Raw genomic sequence first — 24,845 nt, 5'->3', positions numbered from 1 at the left:
TTAAATAGCTGAATATCAAGCATGAGAATGCTCCTTGTAAAAAGGAGTATAAGATCATACTTTGAAGTCAAGGTAAAGTTCGTGATCTTGCCCTGCCCACAAGCCCTATTGGATCTTGGTTTATAAAGCGTTGTTGTTTGGGGCTGTAATAGCGATAACGGTTGTAATGTAAGCCGCTTTCCTCATCTAAATATTGCCCCTGAAAACGTATTGGCTGAGTAAAGGTATTATTTACAGTAGATTCAGCGTCTGGTTTTGGCTCTACGTAACCATATGCATCGGCTTGGTTTTCCCACACCACTTGTGCGCTGCTGTTTGTTACAAAACGTGGGGTATTAAGTTGGTCTAGGTGATAGTAATACACCTCGCCTTTTTTAATCAGTGCTACTGGGTGAAATTGATTTGGTAGGTTTATATACCACGTATATTCACCGTGTTGGCATTCACCTATTAGCTGGTCGTTATCCCAAATGTAGTCAATTTTACCGTGTTCGGTGTGCTTGGCTATACGTCGACCGAGTGGGTCGTAATCGTATTGGGTGAGCGTGCCATTATTATTAAAACAGCTTAATTGATTAAATGCATTGTATTCACGAAGGGTTTTAATGCCTTTGCCGGTTTCGCGAATTTGGTTACCAAATTCGTCGTAGTCAAAGTCGCTATCGCCAAATTGCGTTAAACGGTCGGCGTCGGTTGCACTGCTTTTAATGGTGCCAAGTGCGTTAGAATTACTTGATGCAATGCCAGCTTTATTGCTATTTGCTCAAAAAGGCTATCGTTGATAGCCTTTTTTATTTATTTTATTTTTTGCTGTAAACTTATAACCAGCGCCTAACTTTTGCTTTATAGGTAATATACTCTTTGCCAAATAATTTAGTTAAAGCACGCTCTTCTGGCATTATTTGAAAAAACGTTAAGTACGCAATAAACCCTGCAACGCAAAGCAGTGCCCACAACGAGCTTAGCCAAATGCCCCACCCTACTAAAATAAAGGCAAGCCCAACATACATAGGATTACGAGAGAGCCGGTAAATTCCGCTCGTAATTAGCTTTGATGCTTGCTCTGGTTTACTTGGGTTAACTGTTGTTTTAGCAAGTTTAAAACTCAATACACCCGCAATACATAACACGCTCCCTATTGCTAAAAAGCTCAAAGCTAAATAGGTAATAAACGCTGTAAAATCAATAATACTGTAGTGCGCGATAAGTGCCATTATGCCCGCAAAAAACAGCACAACAATAACGGGTGGAATTTTATTATTTAACATAGCAACTCACTGTATTAGTTATAAAATATTTATTTAATTTATTACATAATGTTTAGCCGAACATTAAACAATACTACAAGTGTATAAATGATGAACGCTGTAAACTATAAATCAATTTGAACGTTAAAAATAACAGCTTCTACCAACCCACAATCAAGAGCTTAAACTGACCATACAAATTAAGTTACAATTGTCAGCTTTATCAAAAGTGCTTAAAGGTTATACTTTAAATATAAACGAATGAATAAAATGAAGGAATGTGATTATGTCTGGAACTACGATGATTGTTTTAATAGTGCTAATTTCGGTTGGCTCAGGTGTGGTTTACGATATGTATAAAAAGCATCTTGAGTTTAAACATAAAATGCAAAACAATAACAGTGATGCTAATAAAGAGTTAGCTGAGACTAAAGCACAAGTACTTGCATTAAAAGAGCGTGTACAAACACTTGAAGCTATAGTTACCGATTCAAGCTTTAATGTGAAACAAGAAATAAACAAACTTTAGTTGTGTGTTTTAATAAGTTTGCACTAGGTGCAAACTTATAAGTAACCTGGGTACAAATGTGCGTTTTCTGGTTGCTCTATACCATGAGCAGCTAAAAAACCGCCAATAGCTTGTCCGCACCCTTCTGGCGCTCGCCCACTGTCTATTTCAAAATTTAACTGGTTAGCGTGCTGTTTCCCTAATGAGCAAAGCCCTATTGCACTTGGAGAGCGCATGGCAATGCTTAGAGCACCTATTTGCTCAGCCGTAACGTGTTTACTAAATCGAGCAAAGCCTTGGTACTTAAACTGCTCATTAACGTATTCATTGCTTGCATTGACTAGTGCTGCAATTAAAGCATGTAAAAAGCTATTAGCAGTTTGATCACTGGTTAAAAATGCAATCGTTTTTTGGTTAAACTCGGTTAACTGGCTGTCTTGGCATAAAAGTTCAACCGTATATAAATACTGCTCAGCCGTGATCATATTCTGGCTTTTTAAAACAATTTCTTTACCGGCAAAAACAATACGTTTAACAACATCTGCAATGGCTTGCGTGTCATTACAGTCGCTGTTAATTAGCTCAGGGTTTTGAGCCATTAGCGGCAAATCGTGGTGATTATTAAATGGCGTGCTTACATGATTTGCGTGCTTATATTGAAAAAGCTCTCTCACTTCGTGCTCACGGGCCACTTTAAGTGCTAAAAATGCAGTTTGAATAAGCTCTGAGGTAGGCAAGTTTTCTTCAACAATCCAACGTCTGCCAAACAACAATTTTTTTGCTTTTATATCGCTCTGAGAAACACCTTTTTGATAGTTGTCAGGGCTTAGTACCGCAACTTGCAGGTAAATTTCGTCACCCTTTTGTGCAGCAAGCACTCTAAAGTGTGTCGAAAATTCAATGCTATCGAGCACTTCGTTTACGCTATTTAAAGTGTGTTTATAACGTAAAAAATGTTGAGGCACCACCCAGCTATTATTTGCCAATTGCACAACAGGCGCATAAGAAATTGGCTGCTCGTAGCTATGTTGCCATTTTTGCTCATTACTGAGTAAAGACTGTAAGTAACTATTATTATCTGACATAAATTAACCAAATAAACTTGCTTAAGCAAGATATTAACTTTAATCATATTACGTCTTCACTGTCGTAATTAGATCACACCAACGCCTTTATTTTAGGCTTTTTTAACTATCGGCTAATCCTTGATAGTCTGTTATAACTTTTTGATAATAAACTTCATCTTTATTGAGCATTTTATTATAGTGATTTAGTAATTGCTGTTTGTAGGCTATGTGTTCTTTATTTGTGAAATCCCACATGTGTAAACCTGTGCAACTTACTTTTGTATTGCTATTAAAGCTGACTTCTATAATTTCGTAAAAACGTTTATTTTCGCAAACCAGTTGCTCGCTAATCAAACCTAAACCCAGCATATTAAGCCCTACTCTTACGTCATAAGTATGGTGTACTGGGCACAAAATAAAGCGCGTGTTTTGTACGCTTTCAATGCTGTTATTTGCGATTATTTGTTGCACGAGTTTTAATAATAACTCACCGCCTACACCAGCAATAACAACGGTCTGCTTTATATTTTTGCCAAGTAAAATACAACCAACATCTTTGCACATTACTTGCCACTGCTCGCTGCTTGAATAAGAATTTTGCTGGGCGCTAACACGCATAAGCAACGATTCTAAATCAGCCATTAGATTGGGCACTATATCTACAAAAATAACTTTTTTAGCGGCATTTCGTTTTAACAACGCTAAACCTAAATAACCATGGTCACAGCAGCAATCCCATACAATATCGGTTGGTTGTGCTATTAACGAATCAATAGCTGATAAACGTTTACTGAGCTTCATTTAATCAGTTGTTTGTGACGTTTTATAGACCAGCGCTTTTAAGCTTCTATCGCTGTCTATTTCTATAAAGCGTGCTGTTGGTGCTAAGCGCTCAACAAACTCAATGGCACCTTGTGTATGCTCTGTAATAAGTGCTTTAAATGCATCTTCGCTAAGCTCTGGGCTATTAGCACAAAGCAGTAACTTTGTTGTATCGCTTAATAGCTCTGGCAATCTGCGCAGCACTTTTTGATAGTCTTTAGTTAAAATAAAGCTCCCTTTTTGAAAGCTTGGCGGATCAACAATAATTAAGTCAAACGGAGCTGCTTTTTTTAATTTACCAAACGACTTTAAAATATCGTGTGGTAAAAAGCTCACGCCTCTTTCAAAACCATTAAGCTGATGGTTTTGTTTGCCTACTTTAAGTACACCTTTGCTCATATCCATGTTCATTACATGATCAGCACCGCCTTGCATTGCTGCAAGCGAAAACCCACACGTATACGAAAATAAATTAAGTATTTTACCGTGCTTGCTGTTAGCCATAACAAACTCACGACCGCTGCGCATATCCGGAAATATTCCAGTATTTTGGCGGCTTTGCAAATCAACTAAAAAGCGAATACCGTTTTCGTTTACAACATGCTGAACAGGTAACTGACCATACACTAATTGGTTTTGGCTCTGCACACCGGCGCGTTGCTGGTACACAAGCGATGTAATAAGTTCTGGATGATGTGCTTGCGCCCACTCCCATACAACACTTGTTAATTCGCTAAGTGTTGGCTCGTCAATTTCATCATAAGACACTAAAAATAAACTCGGCGGGTAAAAGTCTACGTTAATATGGCTTAATGCCTCAACCGTATGTCCACGCCCATGAAAAACACGGCAAAGTTCATTATTTAAAATCGGCGCATCAGCTAGCGCTGTAATAATTGGAGTAAAATCAGATGTCATTTTTAATTAATCAACTGTTGTTGTAGTTCATGTATTTCATCGCGAACAGAAGCCGCTTTTTCAAATTCTAAATCGCTCGCATACGCATGCATTTTGCTATCGAGTTGCTTAATTTGAACTGTGATTTCTTTTGCACTGAGTACTTTTTTAGACTCTTTACGAATAAGTCTCAGGTTATCTTTTGGTGCAGCCTCTTCGCCTACATCCATCACATCGAGGATTTTTTTGGCTAATGAATGCGGTTCAATACCATGTTTAATATTATATGCATGCTGAATTTCGCGTCTGCGTGCTGTTTCATCCATGGCTTTAGCCATCGATTTTGTGACTCTATCACCATATAAAATAGCACGACCATCTAAGTGACGAGCGGCGCGACCAATGGTTTGAATAATTGAGCGTGCAGAGCGTAAAAAGCCTTCTTTGTCTGCATCAAGTATTGCTACAAGCGCCACTTCTGGCATATCTAAGCCTTCTCGAAGTAAGTTAATGCCCACTAACACATCAAACACTCCAGCACGTAAATCACGAATAATCTCAACTCGTTCAACCGTATCAATGTCTGAATGTAAGTAACGTACTTTTACATTATGCTCACTTAAGTAGTCTGTTAAATCCTCAGACATACGTTTGGTTAATGTAGTTACAAGTACGCGTTCGCCTTTCTCTACACTTTTGTAAATTTCAGATAGTAGGTCATCAACTTGATCAGCCACTGGGCGCACTTCAATAAGGGGATCGAGTAGCCCTGTTGGTCGAATAACTTGCTCCGCTATTGCGCCTACGCAACGCTCTAACTCAAAATCACCTGGCGTTGCAGATACATAAATTGTTTGTGGTGCTATGGCTTCAAACTCTTCAAAGCGTAGCGGTCTATTATCCATAGCTGAGGGCATTCTAAAGCCATACTCAACAAGGTTTTCTTTACGGCTTCTGTCGCCTTTGTACATAGAACCGATTTGCGAAACGGTCACGTGCGATTCATCAATAATCATCAATGCATCATCTGGTAAATAATCAAGTAATGTTGGCGGCGGATCGCCAGGCGTACGTCCCGATAAATAACGACTATAGTTTTCTATACCTGAGCAGTAACCTAACTCTCGCATCATCTCAATGTCGTATTGTGTACGTTGCGTTACCCGTTGCTCTTCTACTAATTTATTTGCACTCAGTAATTGCGCTCTTCGATCTTTAAGCTCTTCTTTTATATTATCGATAGCACCCAGAATTTTTTCTCGTGGGGTTACATAATGCGTTTTTGGGTAGATAGTGGTGCGTATAATATGTCTTTCGACTGCACCTGTTAGCGGATCAAAAATACTCAAACGCTCTATTTCATCGTCAAACATTTCTACGCGTATAGCGAAAGTGCTTGATTCTGCGGGAAATATATCAACCACTTCGCCACGTACGCGGTATGTGCCACGGCTAAAATCTATATCGTTGCGGGTGTATTGAATTTCGGCTAAACGGCGCAGCATGTCGCGTTGATCTACTTTTTCGCCCACTTTTAAAAGCAGCATCATTTTCATGTATGATTTAGGGTCACCCAAACCATAAATAGCCGATACCGACGCCACAATAATGGTATCGCGACGCTCAAGCAGTGCTTTGGTTGCACTTAAACGCATTTGCTCTATGTGCTCGTTTATTGATGCATCTTTTTCTATGAACGTGTCGCTAGAAACAACATAGGCTTCTGGCTGGTAGTAATCATAATAAGATACAAAATATTCAACCGCATTTTTAGGGAAGAACTCTTTCATCTCGCCGTATAACTGCGCTGCTAAGGTTTTGTTGTGTGCCATTATTATTGTCGGACGATTTAAGTCGTTAATAATATTAGCCATGGTAAAGGTTTTACCTGTACCTGTTGCGCCTAACAATGTTTGGTGCGCTAAACCTGCTTCTAGACCTTCACATAACTGCTTAATAGCTGTTGGTTGATCTCCCGCAGGTTTAAAATGTGATTTTAGTTGAAAATGATCGCTCAATTATTGCACTCCTTTAATGATTGACTGCTCAAAGCCTCAAGCTCTTTTATAAACCACTTGTATGCCACCATTGCGGTAAATAAATTCCCGATTGCTGCACCAATAAATAATCCGATTAACCCAGCGAGTTCGTTACCTATATATGCAAATGGCAGATAAAAAATGAATAAGCGCACAGCACTTAAAAACAATGCGTTCATTGGTTTGTGTAAAGCATTAAACGAAGAATTAGATAATATGATCACACCTTGTAAGCCATAACTAAGCGGAATGGTATAAATAAAGAGTTTTATAACGTCAATAACCATTTGCTCTTTACCAAACAATTGGCTGATCACACCTGATAAAGCAATGAGTAAAACATAAATAGCGAATTGCCAAATCATTACAAATTTTAATGTACCAATATACGCTTCTTTTACTCTGCACAATTTACCTGCACCAAAGTTTTGACTCACAAAGGGTGGAAGTGTCATCGATAAAGCAAGTACCAATATACTTGCTATAGATTCTATTCTGCTGCCAACTCCAAATGCCGCTACAGCCTCCGGACCGTGATGTGCAACCATAGCGGTCATTACTGCCATTGCTACTGGTGTAAGCATATTAGCGCCCGCTGCAGGTAAACCAATTTTTAATATTTTACGAATAGCGCCAATAACTGTTTGCTTGCCTGCTTTTAAGCTTAATAAACGTTTTTTTACTATTAGCAAATATAAAATAATTACAACAGCCACCGACCACGCTATAACACTTGCAATAGCCGCACCTTGAATACCTAAAGCAGGTATTGGACCAAAACCAAAAATAAGCATTGGATCGAGTATGGCGTTAATAAGCCCTGCCCCGCCCATTACAATACTCGGTGTTGTGGTATCGCCACTGGCACGTAATACCGAATTACCTATCATGGGGGTAATTAAAAACACACTTCCGATAAACCACACATTCATGTATTCGTGTATTAATGGCAGTACTTGTTGCCCTGCACCTAATAACGTAAATATGGGATCAATTAATAAATAACCAACAAAAGATAAAATAAGCACTAAAACAAAAGCGACCAATATAGATACGCTTGCGTCAAAACGTGCTTCATCAATTTTATTACTGCCAAGTGCCTTACCTATTACAGCCGATGTACCAATACCCAAACCAATCGCTAAACTAATAACGGTAAAGGTAACTGGAAATGTAAAACTCACTGCTGCTAATGGCTCAGTTCCTAATAAACTTATAAAAAATGTATCAACAATATTGAACATCATTAAAGTGACCATTCCAAAAATCATTGGAATGGTCATTTTTTTTAATGTTGAAGGGATAGGATCATTTAGTAAATCTGGGCGGGTCTGAGATTTTGAAATTGCGCGCATGGAATAAATTAGCCTCTTTTACTGAGCGAATCATTTTAAAGCATCAAGGCAATTCAAGCCACGGATTTATCAACAGATTTGAAGTAAACAGCAAACTAAAGATTCGAAAAAATAGTAAAAGCCTCTTTTTACGTATTTTTGTTAAAATAACGGCTTAGTGCTCTAAAAAACAATTAAAATACATTTTTGTAACTTTTATTACAAACAACCACCAGTTGCTGATGCTTTTTTACACAAAGCAATACTTTGATTTATCGTAACGAAAAATTTTGCTCATCGAGTTGCATGGAATAAAGGTGAAACACTAACTCATTGTTTTATATTGAAATAAAAATAGTGATTTAAAAGCTTGAAATCGGTGCAGCGCCCTACAGCTCTAGTGCGCCTGATGTTCTTAAGGTTTCATAAACAGAGTTATCCACAGAAACCGTGGATAACTCATTCAAAGCCGCATTTATAAAGGCTTCTAGAGAGGTCTCATTTTTAGTTAATTCTTATTAAACTTAGATAATCAATTAATGTCATTTTTACAATCTCAAAGTAAAAGTCTATTAATTGGATCAATCCGCCTTACTAACTCAATTGTTTAACTGAGTTCGCTAACCAATAAAATGCTGCAAGTTATTGATTGCACTATTTTTGAACAACTTCAATATTATTTGCATAATAAATCGTAAATTAAATTTATTACCGCTAAATAGTGACTAATTTTTTTGAATTACCCAAAGTCGATTTTAAATGTTTTTATATTTTAAAGGTAAAAAAGCGAAAACTAAAAAGAAGTGAAAGCTAGTTTTTGTCTTTTACGTGTAATTTTTGCTAACAAAGCAGTTTAATATTGTGTTTTATTTGCTCAACACACAAAAGTAATTTACTCAAAAAGCAATTTACGTCGCATTTTCTTCCATTAAAATTTCTAAAAAAAATCAAAATAAAGCCATAAATCACACAGATCGAACATAAAAACGCCGAATAGACTTCTTTTTTTAGTTTATGATCTTTTATGTGTTGACAGTTTGCAGTGAGGTCATTAATATTTCGCCCCGTTGAAAGGCAAGCGCTTCCCCCTTAGCTCAGTTGGTTAGAGCGACGGACTGTTAATCCGCAGGTCCCCCGTTCGAGTCGGGGAGGGGGAGCCAAGTTTTTCAACCATAAACGATTCCCCCTTAGCTCAGTTGGTTAGAGCGACGGACTGTTAATCCGCAGGTCCCCCGTTCGAGTCGGGGAGGGGGAGCCAAATCATAATAATATCACTACTTTAGTTCCCCCTTAGCTCAGTTGGTTAGAGCGACGGACTGTTAATCCGCAGGTCCCCCGTTCGAGTCGGGGAGGGGGAGCCAATTATAATAATTCCATAGACATTCCAGCAAAAATCCACTACTCTCCTATCTATAACTAAAGCATTAATTTATTATTCATATGCGTTGTAACTTAGTTTATTAATCAAGGACTTGATTCCTTCCCTTTTGAATTATTAAAAGACTGAAAACATGGCTGGTTTTAAAAAACTTATTTTTGTACAAATAATTACTTGGCTACTATGCATTGCAGCTGGAACTTACTTCATATCGGTAAGCTTTAACAATGCGGTTAGTGATGCGCAAAAAAATGCTCAAACTACTGTAACCAAATATATAAATGAAATATCTTTTAATGATGATTCAGCACAAAACTTAAAAAAAATAATTGCTGACGGAAAAACATTTTCTAGTTTTACATTAAGAGATTACCAAGGTAACGAAGTGTTTAGTATTGACACCCCTTCTCGCTTACCTATATTTGCTAACTTTATACAATCTAACCTTAACTCTATTCGTCCACAATTTGCTGTTAATGATGCAGCAGATATAAAAATTGAGTTTACACTTAATATAGAACGCTTAGCTGAGCAGCTTCAAACCGCCCTATTTATTGTTATTGTTATTTCTGCTGCATTAGTAATTATTCCTATTATTTTGATGAAATCGATTTTTTACCGTTTAAATAAAAATATAAGCATGACGGTTGCAGACACAATTGATATTTATATTAATCAAAACCAAGTTAATAACGATTTAGAAACAGCATTAGACGGTTCAAAATTAAAAAACTTAGGTAAAGACTTAGTTCCTAGCTTTAATCGCTTGTCACACTTTTTAAAATCAAAAAATGAAGATATTCAAAGTGCCGCGCAAGATATTAAACACGAAGCGTATAAAGATGTAATTACTGCGCTTGGCAATCGTAATATGTTTGTTGAGTATTACGAAAAAAACATCGAAAACACCGAAAAAAGCACGTTTGGTGCTTTAGCAATGGTTAGATGTAGCGAGCTACAAGCTATAAATCAAAGCCGTGGCTATCAAAAAGGCGACGAATACGTTAGAGGTGTTTCTGAAATAGTTAAACACATAAGTGGTACGTATACTGGCAGCCAAGTATTTAGATTAAACAGCTCTGATTTTGCCGTTGTATTGCCTAATGTACCTCTTAAAGAAGCTGAACGCTTTGGCGAAAACTTACAATCGCGCTTTACGCAATATCAACAAAACCAAGAGCTAACTTCAGTAGCTAACACGGGTATTGTAGGCTACGAAAAAGGAAAACCTTTAGGGGAGCTTCTTTCGGTTGTTGATAATGCAATGAGTATGGCGCAATCAAAACAAGTAAATGCGTGGCATGTACAACGAGAAACCGATTTAGCTAATAACGCAAGTGCTGGGTTTGGTAATCAAAACTGGCGCAAAGTGATTAACGAAGTTATTGAATCAAAACGTGTGCACTTAGTAATGCAAAATATTATGCCACTTGGCAAAAGTATTAAAGCATACGCCGAAATACAAGTTAGATTTAAAACTGAAGATAACCAAGTACTCCCTACCGCGTCATTTTTGGCGATGGCCGAAAAACTCGATATGGCTATTGAGATAGACAGATTAATTATTGATTCGTCGCTTGAAAAAGTTAAGAGCCGTAACCTATCTGAGAAGTTTTTTGGCTTGAATGTAACAGCATCAAGCGCACACAACGACCAATTTGTAATTTGGTTAGAACGCCGCTTATTAAAAGATACTCACATTGCATCTAAACTTGTGTTTGAAGTAAGCGAGTTTGGTTTACAGCAAAACATTAAAGCAAGTAAGCGCTTTATTGATATGATCCACCGAGTTGGCGCTCGCGTAACAGTTGAACGCTTTGGTGTTGGCTTAACTTCATTTAAGTTTTTCCGCGATTTAAAACCCGATTTTATAAAAATGGATGCAAGTTACACTCGCGGTCTAGAAGATGATAAAAACAACCAATACTTTATGCGACTTATGGTTGATTTAGCGCACCGTATTGGCGTTAATGTATTTGCTGAAGGCGTTGAAAGCCAAGAAGAAAAGCACATTATTGAAACCCTATGTTTAGATGGTGTACAAGGTTATTACATCGAAAAACCTAAAGATATCTAAATCAATTAAGCTTGCTCGCTGTTAAATCAGCCTAGTAATGTTAATTAATTTAAAAAGAGCACTTGTTGCTCTTTTTTGCTTTGTGAATTGTAGTAATAACGCTGTGGTACTATTTGGCATTACTTGCACTGTAAAATTAAAGTAAATATTACATACGAATTACAGTATTTTTACACCTTTATAATTGCCTTTGAATTTTAACTTGTTTATTTGGCTGATAGTCACTGCACATGTTGTTAATCAGGGCAGAAAAAAGGATAATACCAATGATTTTAATAGCGTGAGGCACACATGACAGAATATGTCTTATTATTGATCGGAACAGTTCTGGTTAATAACTTTGTATTAGTACAATTTTTAGGCTTATGTCCGTTTATGGGCGTATCAGGGAAACTTGATACGGCAATTGGTATGTCATTGGCGACCACCTTTGTACTTACCCTTGCCTCCGTTACAAGCTACTTAGTAAATCAGTATATTTTAGTGCCACTCGACATCGAGTTTTTGCGCACTATGAGCTTTATTTTAGTTATTGCCGTTGTAGTGCAATTTACCGAAATGGTGGTGCGTAAAACCAGCCCTACCCTGTATCGCTTATTAGGCATATTTTTACCGCTTATAACTACCAACTGCGCTGTACTGGGTGTCGCTTTACTAAATATCAAAGAAGATCATTCATTTTTACAATCGGCAGTGTATGGTTTTGGCGCTGCGGTTGGCTTTTCGTTAGTGCTAGTTTTATTTGCAGCATTACGTGAACGTTTAGCAGCAGCTGACGTACCCACTCCTTTTAAAGGCGCCTCTATTGCCATGATAACCGCAGGCTTAATGTCGATGGCGTTTATGGGCTTTACCGGATTAGTGAAATTTTAATATGACCTTGTTTTATGCCTTAATAGCGCTTGGCTCGTTAGCGCTGATTTTTGGGTTAATTTTAGGATTTGCCGCTATACGATTTCGTGTAGAGAGCAATCCCATTGTTGAGCAAATAGACACCATTTTACCACAAACCCAATGTGGTCAATGTGGCTACCCGGGTTGCCGCCCTTATGCCGAAGCTATTGCAAACGGCGATGAAATAAATAAATGTCCACCCGGTGGTGAATCAACCATGAAGAAGCTTGCGGGCTTAATGGGTGTTGATGAAAAACCACTTGCGGGCGGCGAACAAGCAGAGCCTATAAAAACAGTTGCCTATATTCGCGAAGACGAATGTATTGGCTGTACTAAATGTATTCAGGCTTGTCCTGTTGACGCTATTTTAGGTGCCACTCGCCAAATGCATACTGTATTAATTGATGAATGCACTGGCTGCGATTTATGTGTTGAGCCCTGCCCTGTAGACTGCATTGATATGCTACCTGTAGCCGAAACTAAACAAAACTGGAAATGGCAGCTAGACGCTATTCCTGTTACACAAATAGATTAGAGGTTTGAGTGGATAAGTTACTTGAACAAATAAATAAAGGGACCGTTTGGCCATTTCCTGGCGGAATACACCCGCCACAACAAAAATCACTCTCTAATAGTGCTAGCATTGCTCGCCTACCATTGCCCGAAAAGCTTGTAGTTGCTTTAAAGCAACACATAGGTGCAAATGGTAAGTTACTTGTAGAAAAAGGTCAGCGTGTACTTAAAGGCCAAGCATTAACTGCCCCCGCAGCTAATTGGTCAGTGCCGGTACATGCGCCAAGTTCAGGTATAATTACTGATATAGCACCAATGCCTTCGGCGCACCCATCTGCATTGCCAGAGCTCAGTATTGTTATTGAGACTGATGGAAAAGATGAATGGTGCACACTTAATCCAATTAACAACCCTACGAGCTTAGCTCACGACGAATTAGTAAATATAATTCATCAAGCGGGCATTAGTGGCATGGGCGGCGCGGGTTTCCCTACTTATATAAAAGCAGATACAAAACAGCCAATTGAATTTTTGATTGTAAATGCGGTTGAATGCGAACCTTACATTACTGCAGACGACACACTAATGCGTGAGCATGCAGCACAAGTAGTACAAGGTCTTGAGCTAATGCAACAGCTGTTAAATCCAACGCTGTGCATTGTAGGTATTGAAGATAATAAGCCTGAAGCTATTGCAGCTATGAGTAAAGCGGCTGAGCATAACAATAAAATAATAGTACAAACAGTCCCAACTATTTACCCCTCAGGTGGTGAAAAACAACTGATTAAGTTACTCACTAATCGTGAAGTACCAAGTACGGGTATACCCGCTGATATAGGCATACTTGTACAAAACACAGGAACGTTATTTGCCGTACAACAAGCTGTTTACGAAGGTAAACCGCTCATTGAACGAGTAGTAACGGTAACGGGCAATACCATTCATAAACCAGGTAATGTGTGGGCTTTATTAGGTACTGAAATAAAACACTTACTTGATTGCCAAGGCTTCTCACCCGTACCACAGCAAAGCGTTATAATGGGTGGCCCAATGATGGGCTTTACACTGCCAACCGTACGTATAGGTATTGTAAAAACAACTAACTGTATACTAGCACCTGATCATAAAGAACTTGCAGAGCCTGGTCCTGAAAAAGCCTGTATACGTTGTAGTGCCTGTGCTGATGCTTGCCCTGCTTCTTTATTACCACAACAATTACAATGGTTTGCTAAATCGAAAGAATACGACAAACTTCAAGAACATAATTTGTTTGATTGTATTGAATGTGGTGCGTGTGCGTATGTTTGCCCAAGTGAAATTCCACTCGTGCAATACTATCGCGTAGCTAAAGTTGAAATAAAAGAACAGCAAGCTGATAAAATTAAAGCAGATCGTGCCAAAGAGCGTTTTGATGCACGTAAAGAACGTTTAGATCGCGAGCAAGAAGAAAGACAAAATCGTCATAAACGTAAACCTGCCGCTAAATCAGCTGACGAAAAACAAAAAATAGCCGATGCATTAGCGCGTGTTAAAAACAAATCTGATAACGGCGATGAAAAATCGGCTGTTGCTGCAGCAATTGCCCGTGCAAAAGCTAAGAAGTTAGGCGATCAATCTGCTGAATTAGAACCAGACAATAGCGAAGTAGCAAAAGAACGCGCACTTCGCAAAGAACAAGCGCGAAAATACAAAGAGCAAAAAGCACAAACTGATGAGCCAGTATCTCCTGATGATAAAAAATCAGCTGTAGCGGCAGCCATTGCACGTGCTAAAGCTAAAAAAGTGGCAAAAGCACTAGAAGACGCAGAGCCAGCCGTTAGTGATGAGCCACAAGCCGATACACCCGTTGACGACAAAAAAGCAGCTGTAGCGGCAGCCATTGCACGTGCTAAAGCTAAAAAAGCGGCAAAAGCACTAGAAGACGCAGAGCCAGCCGTTAGTGATGATCCACAAACCGATGAACCCGTTGACGACAAAAAAGCAGCCGTAGCGGCAGCCATTGCACGTGCTAAAGCTAAAAAAGCGGCAAAAGCACTAGAAGACGCTCAGCCAGCCGTTAGCGATGAGCCACAAGCCGATACACCCGTTGACGACAAAAAAGCAGCTGTAGCGGCTGCCATTGCACGTGCTAAAGCTAAAAAAGCGGCAAAAGCACTAGAAGACGCTGATGCACCAAGCACACCAGATAAAATCGAAAATTCATCTAGCTCTGTTGAAGCTGAAGTATCTCAATCAAGCGACGATAAGAAAAAAGCAGCCGTTGCTGCCGCTATTGCCCGAGCAAAAGCCAAAAAGTTACAAAAAGAAGGAAATGATAAGTCATGAAATTAACCATGGCCAGTTCGCCGCATAATCACAGTCATAAATCGTTAACGCGATTAATGCTTACCGTTATTGCCGCGTGTATTCCTGGGCTCATTGCTCAAGTTGTTTTTTTTGGCACCGGTGTACTTATCCAACTAGTGATTGCACTTGTTGCCGTCAGTGTTTTTGAAGCCGCTATAATGCTGATGCGAAAGCGCCCTGTTTGGCCTGCTTTAAGTGATGGTAGTGCTTGGCTTACAGCCGTATTGCTAGCATTGAGTATTCCGCCCTTAGCGCCGTGGTGGATTATTATTATTGGTTGTTTATTTTCCATTGTTATCGTTAAACAATTATACGGTGGCTTAGGGTTTAATTTATTTAACCCCGCAATGGCTGCTTATGTGCTGTTACTAGTTTCATTTCCGGTGCAAATGACTTCATGGTTGCCCGTATCTGATTTATTGAATAATTCAATTGGATTTACCGATCAGCTGCGCCTTGTATTCACCGATTTTACCTCTATTGGTTACAGTTTAGATCAAGTTCGTACCGGTATTGACGGCGTTACAATGGCTACACCTCTAGATACAATTAAAACTGATGTTGGACATGGTTTAACTGTTACTGAAAGCATGCAAAAACCAATATTTAATGAATGGGCTGGTCTTGGTTGGATGTGGGTTAATTTAGGCTTTTTAGCGGGTGGTTTATACCTACTGAAAGAAAAAGTAATTAACTGGCATATCCCAGTAAGCTTTATTGCAAGTTTAGCTGTGTGTAGTGCTATTGGTTATATTGCAGCACCAGGAACTGAGCCTGGCACTTTATTTCACTTATTAAGTGGTGCCACCATGATGGGTGCATTTTTCATTGCAACCGATCCGGTATCTGCAGCAACCACAAATAGAGGGCGTTTAATTTACGGCGCCGCTATTGGCTTATTAGTGTATTTAATTCGTACCTTTGGTGGTTTTCCTGATGCAGTCGCTTTTGCGGTATTACTTATTAATATTGCAGTACCGTTAATTGACTATTACACACAACCTCGTACTTATGGTCATGGAGCAGTAAAATGATTATTTCGTCGATGGCTAAAAATGGCGCTATTTTAACGGCTTTTGCTTTAGTTACAACTGGATTAGTTGCCTCTATAAATGCGCTTACAGCGGATAAAATTGCCGAGCAGGAACAGCTTCATCTTACTTCTCAATTGCAAGAAGTGCTCGACCCTAGTACTTACGATAATGAACTATCAAAAGATTGCGTTATTATTTCTGATGAACGACTCGGTCCTAATGGTGATCAGATAATTTATCGTGCCCGCAAAAATAATAAACCGATAGCCCTAGTTGTAAGGCATGTTACGCCAAATGGTTACAGTGGTGATATTAGTTTATTAACCGCCGTTTTAAGAGATGGCAGTATTGCCGGTGTACGAACCACTAAACATGAAGAAACACCTGGCTTGGGCGATAAAGTAGAAGTTAAAAAATCACTTTGGATCACGACTTTTAAAAACTTAACAGTACAAAGCGAAGACGATGCTCGCTGGGCTGTTAAAAAAGACGGTGGTCAATTTGACCAGTTTACAGGGGCAACTATTACCCCTCGTGCCGTAGTTGGCTCAGTAAAAAAAGCAGTGCTGTTTGCTCAAAGTGAATTTGACGCTATTTTTGCAGCACCTAACGCTGAATGTTTAGAGGTAACTAATGAGTGAATTAAAAACACTGTATAAAGAAGGTGTATGGGTAAATAACCCTGCCCTAGTTCAGCTTTTAGGTCTTTGCCCATTATTAGCTGTTACATCGACAATTACAAACGCACTAGGTTTAGGGCTAGCTACGCTACTTGTTTTAGTCGGTTCAAACGTTAGTGTTTCAATAGTACGTAACTGGGTACCTAAAGATATTCGTATTCCTGTATTTGTAATGATCATCGCAGGCTTTGTAACCATAGTGCAGCTGCTAATGAACGCCTATACATATGGGCTTTACCAGTCATTAGGTATTTTTATTCCACTTATCGTTACTAACTGCGCCATTATTGGTCGCGCTGAAGCGTTTGCATCTAAAAACCCAGTTTATTTATCTGCGTTTGACGGGTTAATGATGGGCCTTGGTTTTATGGTTGTACTTGTAGTACTCGGTGCAATGCGCGAGCTAATAGGCCAAGGTACATTATTTGATGGTGCAGACCTATTACTCGGTCCGTGGGCACAAAGCCTACGCATTGAAGTATTTAACTTTGATAATCAGTTTTTACTTGCCATTTTACCACCAGGTGCTTTTTTAGGACTTGGGTTACTTATTGCCGCTAAAAACGTAATAGATGCACAAATAAAATCAAAACAAGTTGCACCGCCAGAGGCTGAAAAAGGTCCTCGTGCACGTGTTACTAGCTTAACTTAAGGGGAAAACGCATTAACTTAGTAAATAGTTAATGCGTTTTAAGTTGCATGAATAAAGAAAAACGTCACCAAATACTCTCGCGCCTGCGCGACGATAATCCACACCCAGTTACTGAGCTTGAATACTCAAGCCCGTTTGAGTTACTGGTTGCTGTAACACTCTCTGCACAAGCCACCGATGTCGGCGTAAATAAAGCCACTCGTAAGCTATTTCCGGTTGCAAATACACCACAAGCAATTTTAGATATTGGACACGACACACTGCGTGATTATATAAAAACCATTGGTTTATTTAATTCTAAAGCCGCCAACGTTTATAAAATGTGCCAAATATTGGTTGATAAACATAACAGCATCGTACCAGAGAACCGCGAAGCACTTGAGGCTTTGCCTGGTGTAGGCCGTAAAACAGCAAACGTAGTGTTAAATACCGCTTTTGGCTGGCCTGTAATAGCGGTAGACACACATATTTTTCGTGTTTCTAACCGCACTAAGCTTGCCATGGGTAAAGATGTTGTCGCTGTAGAACAAAAGCTTGAAAAAGTAGTGCCTGCTGAATTTAAAGTAGACGTGCATCATTGGTTGATTCTTCACGGACGTTACACCTGCGTTGCACGTAAACCTAAGTGTGGCAGCTGTATTATTGAAGACTTGTGTGAGTTTAAAGATAAAGTTGATTAGATAAACATCAAAAACTCTCGGTCATACAACTCACTTTTGGTGAATTGTGAGTTATAAACCTTATTTATCAGACTTACAAAATGAACTAACTACCTAAATAGTTAGTTCGCAACACGCCATTACTTTCAGCTCATTAGGCACAAGTAGCAAGCCTTAGCTTATTTCATTTTATGATATTTTAAAGATCCATATAAATAAAATCACTCTTTATTTAAGGACTTGAGAAGAACTAAAAGCTTTGCTCACTTTTTATATGAATGTAACTTATTAGAGTAATGCAGGAGCAGCTACCCAGCCCACTAAGTTACAAACCCCGCACCGCAATTAAACAGCCTCCAGCTTGAACAAGTTTTAATCATGAAAGTTCAACACGCTTTCGTGAAAAAATACAATTATTAGAACATTATCAAAGTATTAATTTCACAAGTCTCACTCCTTTGGTTATGCTAATGAGCATTATAAAATTATATTGCGAAACCCTCTATGTTACCTCTACTTCGTATCTTGATAATTGAGCAAGACCCAGCCACTTTACAAGGGCTTTCAACGAACCTGTCAAAGACCATTCCTAACTTTGAGCGAGATGATATTCATATCGATATTATTGAATGTCTCGAGCTTAAGCACGCGCTGGAATGTGTAGAGGAAGATGGTGATATTCAAGCTGTGATTCTCAGTTGGGATATGCACAACAAAGTGGGTGAGCGGATGTATAGCCGCTTTATTGAAGAGTTAAAGGCAATTCGCCTTGAGTTGCCGGTTTATGTTATCGGCGACGACACCAAAGGGCTGGAGATCGTCAACGAATCGGAAGAAATCGAATCCTTCTTTTTTAAAGATGAGGTGATTTCTGACCCAGAAGCGATTTTAGGTTATATGATTAACGATTTTGACGACCGTTCAGAAACGCCATTTTGGACGGCGTATCGTCGTTACGTTGGTGAAGCAAACGACTCTTGGCACACACCAGGTCATAGCGGTGGCTCTAGCTTTAGAAACTCACCTTACATCAAAGATTTTTATCAGTTTTACGGCCGCAATGTATTTGTTGGCGACCTATCGGTGTCGGTAGACTCGTTGGGTTCATTGTCAGACAGCACCAATACCATTGGTCGCGCACAAGAATCAGCTGCGGCAACATTTGAGGTTAAGCATACTTACTTTGTTACTAACGGTTCGTCTACCTCAAATAAGATTATCTTGCAGACACTGCTGCGCAAGGGAGATAAAGTAATCGTCGACCGTAATTGCCATAAGTCAGTACACTATGGCATCTTGCAATCAGCTAGTTACCCCATTTATTTGGCGAGTATTTTAAATCCAAAATATGGGATTTTCGCGCCGCCATCGTTGGCCGACATCAAGTTGGCAATTGAAAACAATACCGATGCTAAATTACTGGTGCTTACCGGTTGTACTTACGATGGCCTGCTTAGCGATCTAAAACAAGTGGTAGATTATGCTCATCAACATGGTATCAAGGTGTTTATAGATGAAGCCTGGTTTGCGTACTCATTGTTTCATCCTAGCTTTCGTCATTATTCTGCAATACATGCCGGAGCCGACTACATTACCCACTCCGCGCATAAAGTGGTATCGGCGTTTTCTCAGGCGTCTTATATTCATATTAACGACCCCGATTTCGATGCCGATTTCTTTCGAGAGATTTACAGTATCTACGCCAGCACATCGCCTAAATATCAGCTTATTGCGTCTCTTGACGTGTGCCAAAAGCAATTAGAGATGGAAGGTTATAAACTGCTCAATGCGCTGTTAAATCATGTTGACGAGTTTAAACAACAGATGGCGTCGCTTAAGCAAATTAAAGTGCTAGGTAAGCAAGACTTTATGGAAATATTCCCACATTTTAGTGGCGACAACATGGGTCACGACCCATTAAAAATCCTAATTGATATTAGTGAGCTACCTTATTCGTTAAAAGATATTCATAAATATTTACTGGACGAAATTGGGCTAGAAATAGAGAAATACACTCACAGCACCATCTTGGTTTTGCTTACGCTTGGTGGCACGCGTTCAAAGATAATTCGTTTGTACAATGCGTTGAAAAAGCTAGATGGAGGTAAGGTAAAACTGTCGAAATCGACGCGCAGAGCCCGCTTACCTGAAAATTTACCTGCCATCGACTTGGCTTGTATTCCAAGCGACGCTTTTTATGGCGATCGCGAATCTGTGCCAATCAGCAAAAGCAACAACCGTATTTGCGCAGGTTTAGTCACCCCATATCCACCAGGCATTCCGCTTTTGGTACCGGGTCAGCATATCACTACAGATCATATTGAATATTTGCAAGAGTTGGCGAGCCAAGGGCTAACAATTCAAGGCAGTTTCGATGGCGAGATTTATGTACTTAAGGGCAAGATTAAGAAGTAAAGATATTCGTTTAATACTATCACGATCATTATTACTGAGCGGCAGTGTCGTATGACATTGCTGCTTTATACCATGTTCTTGTGAGAGTTAACCTGAATTATTGTGTGAGCTATAATTTTGGGTAATGTTAAAAAATTAGAGTACTACTTAGTGTCACTAATAGTATTACCATAGTTTAAGACAGGCGCATAATTAACCGTTGCCCTACTTTAATACATCAATGTTTATCTCTTCTACAATTGGCTAAATTAAACCCCCTACTTTTCTAGGCTGCCTGTACGGCAGTGAACCGCACTTGCATAAAATGCCACGGCATCTACGATTTCTAAGCTGCCTGTGCGGCAGTGAACTAATTTTTATATAATAACTTTATCGACTTAGTTTCTAAGCTGCCTGTGCGGCAGTGAACCTTCGTCACGCGCCTTGTAAGCTTCTTTGTGCTTTCTAAGCTGCCTGTGCGGCAGTGAACAGTAGTATTACTACTGTACAGAACGCGTTAGATTTCTAAGCTGCCTGTGCGGCAGTGAACCTGGTTACTCGGCAGTATATGAAGCGTGTGACTTTCTAAGCTGCCTGTGCGGCAGTGAACGCAAGCAGCTCGTCCGCCTCTTTTATTTTCTTTTTCTAAGCTGCCTGTGCGGCAGTGAACCACATAACCAAATCAAGTTCAGTACTTGTTATTTTCTAAGCTGCCTGTGCGGCAGTGAACAACACCAAGAACAATAATATCAAACTGATTTGTTTCTAAGCTGCCTGTGCGGCAGTGAACGCGTTGGCGTTGGCGCTGGCTCTGTTATCAGATTTCTAAGCTGCCTGTGCGGCAGTGAACGGCATTATTCGCCCGCCGTTACTTGTTGGTGATTTCTAAGCTGCCTGTGCGGCAGTGAACTTAAAGACTCTTCGATTTCCTTTTCGGTTGCTTTTCTAAGCTGCCTGTGCGGCAGTGAACGATAGCACCACCAACTGGTGAAATCGGAACGTTTTCTAAGCTGCCTGTGCGGCAGTGAACATACAGCAAGTTTAACGCTGGTAGTCGTGATCTTTTCTAAGCTGCCTGTGCGGCAGTGAACGGTTACGCTCATTCGCCCATCCGACCACTAACTTTCTAAGCTGCCTGTGCGGCAGTGAACATGATATTTATGCTCTATTAAATGCACAAGCATTTCTAAGCTGCCTGTGCGGCAGTGAACTATATAGTGAAGCAATACAAAGCGCCCAAAGTTTTCTAAGCTGCCTGTGCGGCAGTGAACAAGCCGCGAACAGTTAAAGTGCAGCCGACAAATTTCTAAGCTGCCTGTGCGGCAGTGAACAACAATTCGGTAGAGCTTTACGGTTGCTTGAATTTCTAAGCTGCCTGTGCGGCAGTGAACTTCAGTCGGTACTTCAACCGCAGGGTTGTTACTTTCTAAGCTGCCTGTGCGGCAGTGAACTATTTATTGTAGCTCTACTCTCACCACCAGCATTTCTAAGCTGCCTGTGCGGCAGTGAACAGCCTGTTAAGTAAGCACGCTAATAAGTGGGATTTCTAAGCTGCCTGTGCGGCAGTGAACTCGTAAGCTAACGCGGCGTAACTACACAATAATTTCTAAGCTGCCTGTGCGGCAGTGAACCAAACGCAGCGATTTCATTCTCGTCTGCGCTTTTTCTAAGCTGCCTGTGCGGCAGTGAACTGCGGACATGAATAGCTTGATGGTTGACGTGTTTTCTAAGCTGCCTGTGCGGCAGTGAACAGCCGGCGCTCTTTGGGCTTGTATTGCCCGCTTTTCTAAGCTGCCTGTGCGGCAGTGAACAATCAAGCAACAGTCAATGATACGAGCTATAATTTCTAAGCTGCCTGTGCGGCAGTGAACGATAAACCGATTGAAGATAAAGAAACCAAATATTTCTAAGCTGCCTGTGCGGCAGTGAACAAAATTAAAGCGAACATACAGCGTAATAATGCTTTCTAAGCTGCCTGTGCGGCAGTGAACTCGACCTCGATATGGTTTACCCTGATATGTTCTTTCTAAGCTGCCTGTGCGGCAGTGAACAAAGACGCTACGAATAATCATCCTACGCAAATTTTCTAAGCTGCCTGTGCGGCAGTGAACATAACGATACATATCGTGAACAAGTTGAATCGTTTCTAAGCTGCCTGTGCGGCAGTGAACCTGTACATCGTAAAGCCGAACCGACCATTGTATTTCTAAGCTGCCTGTGCGGCAGTGAACCATACGACGCAAGCGGGTTTTTACACGTCACCTTTCTAAGCTGCCTGTGCGGCAGTGAACTCGTACTTCTCACCGTCGTTATTATCGTCGATTTTCTAAGCTGCCTGTGCGGCAGTGAACCGAAAGCGCCCCAACCACGCCCACCACATTCATTTCTAAGCTGCCTGTGCGGCAGTGAACAGTATGATATGGGGTATAACCATGAGAATACATTTCTAAGCTGCCTGTGCGGCAGTGAACTCTCTAACGGTGATCCTATAAATACCTTTGAATTTCTAAGCTGCCTGTGCGGCAGTGAACAGCTATAACGATATATAGCGAGACTCTACGACTTTCTAAGCTGCCTGTGCGGCAGTGAACTCTTGGCTTGTCGTTTGACTGGACCAGTTAGCTTTCTAAGCTGCCTGTGCGGCAGTGAACTGCACGCCATGGGATAGGGTTAGCCATTGCAATTTCTAAGCTGCCTGTGCGGCAGTGAACTGATAACAGTTAACGTGAACAACTTGCCGTACTTTCTAAGCTGCCTGTGCGGCAGTGAACTCGTTGTGATGACTTCACAGCAAAGGCAGTTATTTCTAAGCTGCCTGTGCGGCAGTGAACTGCGAAAGTGAGCGTACGTAAAAGTATATCGTTTTCTAAGCTGCCTGTGCGGCAGTGAACCCGCTGATTAAATCGCTTGAGACGCAATATACTTTCTAAGCTGCCTGTGCGGCAGTGAACCGTCAGACTTCGCAGCGTCACGCGATGCACTCTTTCTAAGCTGCCTGTGCGGCAGTGAACGCAATACAGTTGGCGGCTTTTCAGTCTCTAACTTTCTAAGCTGCCTGTGCGGCAGTGAACAAAGTCTAAATGATGCGTAGGGGGGAAGTCTTTTTCTAAGCTGCCTGTGCGGCAGTGAACTGGGAGGGCGAAAACAGCGGGCGCAGCGTGTATTTCTAAGCTGCCTGTGCGGCAGTGAACTGATGCTGGTAGTTTTGATAGATGCGCTTGCGTTTCTAAGCTGCCTGTGCGGCAGTGAACGCTACAATAACGACCATCGAAGGTAGGTTGCATTTCTAAGCTGCCTGTGCGGCAGTGAACTCTTTCGCTATTGGCGTGATAACCAACTATAATTTCTAAGCTGCCTGTGCGGCAGTGAACTAAGTTCGCTAACCTTAAAGCGCAGTCCTGGTTTTCTAAGCTGCCTGTGCGGCAGTGAACGCTTTTAACTTTAATCATATCATCATTTTCAATTTCTAAGCTGCCTGTGCGGCAGTGAACCAGCACCCACACATAAATCTTCTTCAATATGTTTTCTAAGCTGCCTGTGCGGCAGTGAACGCTGCGTATTTACGGGAGCTTCACCTACAACGTTTCTAAGCTGCCTGTGCGGCAGTGAACACTCCCCTTCCTCCTCTATCGTACCTTCAATATTTCTAAGCTGCCTGTGCGGCAGTGAACATGAAGTCTAACATTCAAATGGCGTTACTTGATTTTCTAAGCTGCCTGTGCGGCAGTGAACCTGATAAGGGTGAATTAACATTTGATAGAATATTTCTAAGCTGCCTGTGCGGCAGTGAACTCTGAAACTATAAGTTCCTCGTGCTGCGTCACTTTCTAAGCTGCCTGTGCGGCAGTGAACACGTTGTGGGTTATACTCACGCTGGTTTATCATTTCTAAGCTGCCTGTGCGGCAGTGAACATACCAATGACAGATTGCACCGACGCGCTTGATTTCTAAGCTGCCTGTGCGGCAGTGAACAAACCGTTCAGACGCGTTTACGTTTGTTCCTTTTTCTAAGCTGCCTGTGCGGCAGTGAACTTACTATGACTGTGAGATTATTAGACGCTAACTTTCTAAGCTGCCTGTGCGGCAGTGAACTATAGAACAACTGCTCGCCCATACTTTCAGTATTTCTAAGCTGCCTGTGCGGCAGTGAACTGCAAAGGCGATTGATGCAGCTAAGGTTGAATTTTCTAAGCTGCCTGTGCGGCAGTGAACATCCACCGCTTGACGGATGCATGTACTGGGACTTTCTAAGCTGCCTGTGCGGCAGTGAACATTTTGAGCGGTGTACCAAGTGTGATTATTTC

The 24,845-nt window shown here is 40.6% G+C and carries 17 protein-coding genes, 3 tRNA genes, 1 pseudogene and 1 CRISPR repeat array (1 of these 22 only partly in view); of the genes and pseudogenes, 13 read left to right on the top strand and 8 right to left on the bottom strand.

Annotation, left to right across the window (positions count from 1 at the left end):
* Window positions 1–67 precede the first annotated feature (67 nt).
* The 3 genes and pseudogenes from GQR56_RS21655 to GQR56_RS15210 all read right to left on the bottom strand — a co-directional run bounded on the left by GQR56_RS21655 (window position 68) and on the right by GQR56_RS15210 (window position 1,268).
* Window positions 68–364: an RHS repeat-associated core domain-containing protein gene (locus tag GQR56_RS21655; RefSeq protein WP_346775770.1), complete on the bottom strand. Its 297-nt coding sequence runs from the start codon at window positions 362–364 to the stop codon at window positions 68–70.
* A gap of 132 nt (window positions 365–496) precedes the next feature.
* Window positions 497–607, bottom strand: a pseudogene (locus GQR56_RS21650) (hypothetical protein); the annotation flags it as partial.
* A gap of 211 nt (window positions 608–818) precedes the next feature.
* A complete protein-coding gene (locus GQR56_RS15210) occupies window positions 819–1,268 on the bottom strand; it encodes an isoprenylcysteine carboxylmethyltransferase family protein (protein WP_024612976.1) in 450 nt (149 codons plus the stop codon).
* A gap of 265 nt (window positions 1,269–1,533) precedes the next feature.
* On the opposite strand from GQR56_RS15210, the gene GQR56_RS15205 reads away from it, so the two are divergent.
* Window positions 1,534–1,776, top strand: coding sequence for a hypothetical protein (locus tag GQR56_RS15205; protein ID WP_024612977.1), 243 nt, complete (start codon window positions 1,534–1,536; stop codon window positions 1,774–1,776).
* A gap of 35 nt (window positions 1,777–1,811) precedes the next feature.
* Here GQR56_RS15205 and GQR56_RS15200 read toward each other — a convergent pair whose 3' ends face one another.
* The 5 genes from GQR56_RS15200 to GQR56_RS15180 form a co-directional block, all read right to left on the bottom strand.
* The gene (locus tag GQR56_RS15200; RefSeq protein WP_166113042.1) at window positions 1,812–2,840 is read right to left on the bottom strand and encodes a hypothetical protein; all 1,029 of its coding nucleotides are present in this window, start codon (window positions 2,838–2,840) and stop codon (window positions 1,812–1,814) included.
* Window positions 2,841–2,942: 102 nt separating this feature from the next.
* Complete coding sequence (locus tag GQR56_RS15195; RefSeq protein ID WP_166113039.1) at window positions 2,943–3,623, bottom strand: class I SAM-dependent methyltransferase; 681 nt, start codon at window positions 3,621–3,623, stop codon at window positions 2,943–2,945.
* Window positions 3,624–4,562, bottom strand: coding sequence for a class I SAM-dependent methyltransferase (locus tag GQR56_RS15190; protein WP_166113035.1), 939 nt, complete (start codon window positions 4,560–4,562; stop codon window positions 3,624–3,626). It abuts the gene before it with no gap.
* A gap of 2 nt (window positions 4,563–4,564) precedes the next feature.
* Window positions 4,565–6,559 (bottom strand): excinuclease ABC subunit UvrB, encoded by a 1,995-nt coding sequence (uvrB, locus tag GQR56_RS15185; RefSeq protein ID WP_024612981.1) that lies wholly within the window; start codon window positions 6,557–6,559, stop codon window positions 4,565–4,567.
* A complete protein-coding gene (locus GQR56_RS15180) occupies window positions 6,556–7,935 on the bottom strand; it encodes an MATE family efflux transporter (RefSeq protein ID WP_024612982.1) in 1,380 nt (459 codons plus the stop codon). The genes uvrB and GQR56_RS15180 overlap by 4 nt, the downstream gene beginning before the upstream one ends.
* A 1,062-nt stretch (window positions 7,936–8,997) precedes the next feature.
* Here GQR56_RS15180 and GQR56_RS15175 point away from each other — a divergent pair.
* From GQR56_RS15175 to GQR56_RS15120, 12 genes are all read left to right on the top strand, one after another.
* Window positions 8,998–9,074 (top strand) — tRNA-Asn (locus GQR56_RS15175).
* A 21-nt stretch (window positions 9,075–9,095) separates the two neighbouring features.
* Window positions 9,096–9,172 (top strand) — tRNA-Asn (locus GQR56_RS15170).
* 26 nt (window positions 9,173–9,198) lie between these two features.
* Window positions 9,199–9,275: transfer RNA gene (locus GQR56_RS15165), tRNA-Asn, on the top strand.
* 150 nt (window positions 9,276–9,425) lie between these two features.
* Window positions 9,426–11,369 (top strand): EAL domain-containing protein, encoded by a 1,944-nt coding sequence (locus GQR56_RS15160; protein ID WP_166113032.1) that lies wholly within the window; start codon window positions 9,426–9,428, stop codon window positions 11,367–11,369.
* Window positions 11,370–11,660: 291 nt separating this feature from the next.
* A complete protein-coding gene (gene rsxA, locus GQR56_RS15155; protein WP_024609646.1) occupies window positions 11,661–12,242 on the top strand; it encodes an electron transport complex subunit RsxA in 582 nt (193 codons plus the stop codon).
* A 1-nt stretch (window position 12,243) separates the two neighbouring features.
* Complete coding sequence (rsxB, locus tag GQR56_RS15150; RefSeq protein WP_166113029.1) at window positions 12,244–12,798, top strand: electron transport complex subunit RsxB; 555 nt, start codon at window positions 12,244–12,246, stop codon at window positions 12,796–12,798.
* A gap of 8 nt (window positions 12,799–12,806) precedes the next feature.
* Window positions 12,807–15,101, top strand: a complete 2,295-nt coding sequence (rsxC, locus tag GQR56_RS15145; RefSeq protein WP_166113026.1) for an electron transport complex subunit RsxC — start codon at window positions 12,807–12,809, stop codon at window positions 15,099–15,101.
* The gene (gene rsxD / locus GQR56_RS15140) at window positions 15,098–16,156 is read left to right on the top strand and encodes an electron transport complex subunit RsxD (RefSeq protein ID WP_166113023.1); all 1,059 of its coding nucleotides are present in this window, start codon (window positions 15,098–15,100) and stop codon (window positions 16,154–16,156) included. The genes rsxC and rsxD overlap by 4 nt, the downstream gene beginning before the upstream one ends.
* Complete coding sequence (gene rsxG / locus GQR56_RS15135; RefSeq protein ID WP_166113020.1) at window positions 16,153–16,797, top strand: electron transport complex subunit RsxG; 645 nt, start codon at window positions 16,153–16,155, stop codon at window positions 16,795–16,797. The genes rsxD and rsxG overlap by 4 nt, the downstream gene beginning before the upstream one ends.
* On the top strand, window positions 16,790–17,488 hold the full coding sequence (locus tag GQR56_RS15130) for an electron transport complex subunit E (protein ID WP_166113017.1): 699 nt from the start codon (window positions 16,790–16,792) through the stop codon (window positions 17,486–17,488). Before rsxG ends, GQR56_RS15130 begins: the two co-directional genes overlap by 8 nt.
* A gap of 47 nt (window positions 17,489–17,535) precedes the next feature.
* Window positions 17,536–18,168: an endonuclease III gene (nth, locus tag GQR56_RS15125; RefSeq protein WP_166113014.1), complete on the top strand. Its 633-nt coding sequence runs from the start codon at window positions 17,536–17,538 to the stop codon at window positions 18,166–18,168.
* Window positions 18,169–18,651: 483 nt separating this feature from the next.
* Complete coding sequence (locus tag GQR56_RS15120) at window positions 18,652–20,562, top strand: aminotransferase class V-fold PLP-dependent enzyme (RefSeq protein ID WP_166113011.1); 1,911 nt, start codon at window positions 18,652–18,654, stop codon at window positions 20,560–20,562.
* Window positions 20,563–20,824: 262 nt separating this feature from the next.
* Window positions 20,825–24,845: a CRISPR direct-repeat array (repeat unit 28 nt; unit sequence TTTCTAAGCTGCCTGTGCGGCAGTGAAC); it runs 1,348 nt beyond the window's last position.

This window comes from Pseudoalteromonas sp. Z9A5, from assembly GCF_011378875.1.
Taxonomy (GTDB): Bacteria; Pseudomonadota; Gammaproteobacteria; order Enterobacterales; family Alteromonadaceae; genus Pseudoalteromonas.
Note: the sequence above shows the minus strand (reverse complement) of the source record. Positions and strands in the feature narration are given on the sequence as shown.